Annotated in this window: 1 pseudogene; it reads right to left on the minus strand. The window is 63.8% G+C overall.

Annotated features, from left to right (window positions below):
- A pseudogene (locus CCN35_RS27135) lies at positions 1–419 on the minus strand (transglycosylase domain-containing protein); the annotation flags it as partial.
- Positions 420–737: the final 318 nt, after the last annotated feature.

Consider the following 737-nt stretch of genomic DNA (forward strand, 5'->3'; position numbering starts at 1 on the left):
CTTGACGTACTGCTGGGTGATCGTCGAACCGCCCTGGGTGCCCTTGCCGGTCACCGTGTTGAGCAGACCTCGCGCGATGCCCTTCAGGTCGACGCCGGAGTCGGTGTAGAAGGTCTTGTTCTCGGCGGCGACGAAGCAGTTCTGGACTTCCTTGGGCACCTTGGACAGGTCCACCAGCTCGCGGTTGACCTTTCCGCTGCGGGCCAGGATCTTGCCGTCGCTGTACCGGTAGACGTTGCTCTGACGCGTCGCGTCGGCGTTGCCCTCGGGGATGTCCACGGCCAGGTAGAGCACGACGAAGGCGCCGATGCCCAGCAGGCAGACGGCGAAGAACGTGCCGAGGATCTTCCGCCAGGTGAACAGCCGGCGNNGCGGCGGCCACCGCGCTGTCGCGCTCGTCTTTCTTCCGCTCGTCCCATGGGTCCGTCCGCTCCGCTTCCGTCTCGCCAGTCACTCGAATGGGTGCAGGTCAGCTCAGCAAGCTAACACCGACGTCTTCACCGAAGGCCCCCGAATCGCCCCTTATCGGACGTGAGAATGAGCACCCGCCCCACTGGAACCGACGCTTCAGCTTCCCGCAGGGTTGCCATGACGCGAAAAAGTGATATCACTTAGCTAGACAAAAGCTATGGCCATCAGGTCGCAGACCGTATGAGAACGGCCGTACGGGAACAGGAACAGAGGAAAGCACCATGTCCGCACACGCGACGCACGACTCCGGGCCCGCCACGCCCGCC

It is taken from the genome of Streptomyces thermovulgaris (genome assembly GCF_002155915.1).
GTDB classification, from domain to species: Bacteria; Actinomycetota; Actinomycetes; order Streptomycetales; family Streptomycetaceae; genus Streptomyces; species Streptomyces thermovulgaris.